Annotated in this window: 1 protein-coding gene; it reads right to left on the reverse strand. The window is 46.5% G+C overall.

Going from position 1 to position 688, the window contains the following annotated elements:
• Positions 1 to 688 (reverse strand): cellulose biosynthesis cyclic di-GMP-binding regulatory protein BcsB (locus R7044_RS25640; RefSeq protein ID WP_225456050.1); only part of this gene is annotated, 688 nt, incomplete at both ends.

Consider the following 688-nt stretch of genomic DNA (forward strand, 5'->3'; position numbering starts at 1 on the left):
TTGGTTACCCAACGCCAAACCTTGTACCGCATCGTTAACAGCCTTACTGTCCCGGCCTATCACTAGAAGAAGCTTCACGTATGGGTCAGTTGGGTGAGTGATAACTTGAAGACGAGGGCCATCCGTGTCTGGAAAATCTCTCAGAAACTCAGGTTTGTTGTCATTGGTAACAAAGACAATGGCGTTGCGCTTAGGTAACGTGTCGACACTAAAAGGGAATTGAGCACCACGCCAACCCGCAAGAGCACCAAAGTAAGAGCTCAAGACACCAGCTGCTTTGACATCATCCAGATCATATTTGCCACCCATAACGACGGGCAGATTTAACTGGCTAAAATCACGGACATCAAAAAACGGCGCTGGCAACAAGCTCAAGTCACTTTCCAGCATTGTCTTTTGGGCAAACATTTCAATTCGACTGCTTTGGCTGATCTCGGCCCAAATGCTCGAGTCATTTGGGTTGGCACAGTCTTTCTGAGTATTCCCAATCAACTCAAAGCGAATTTGGTTGTAGTTACTGAAGTAACGAGTATCCAGCGGCATCGATAAACTCAACTTTTTACCTTGCTGACCATCGACGATTGACGCCACGCCCATAAGTTCGTTGTTCAAATACACTTTGACGTGAGAAACCAAAGAGAGCAACGCTGGTGAAGGTGTGATGTCAAAGTACAACGTGGCTTTAGAC

The organism is Vibrio sp. 1402, from assembly GCF_033340275.1.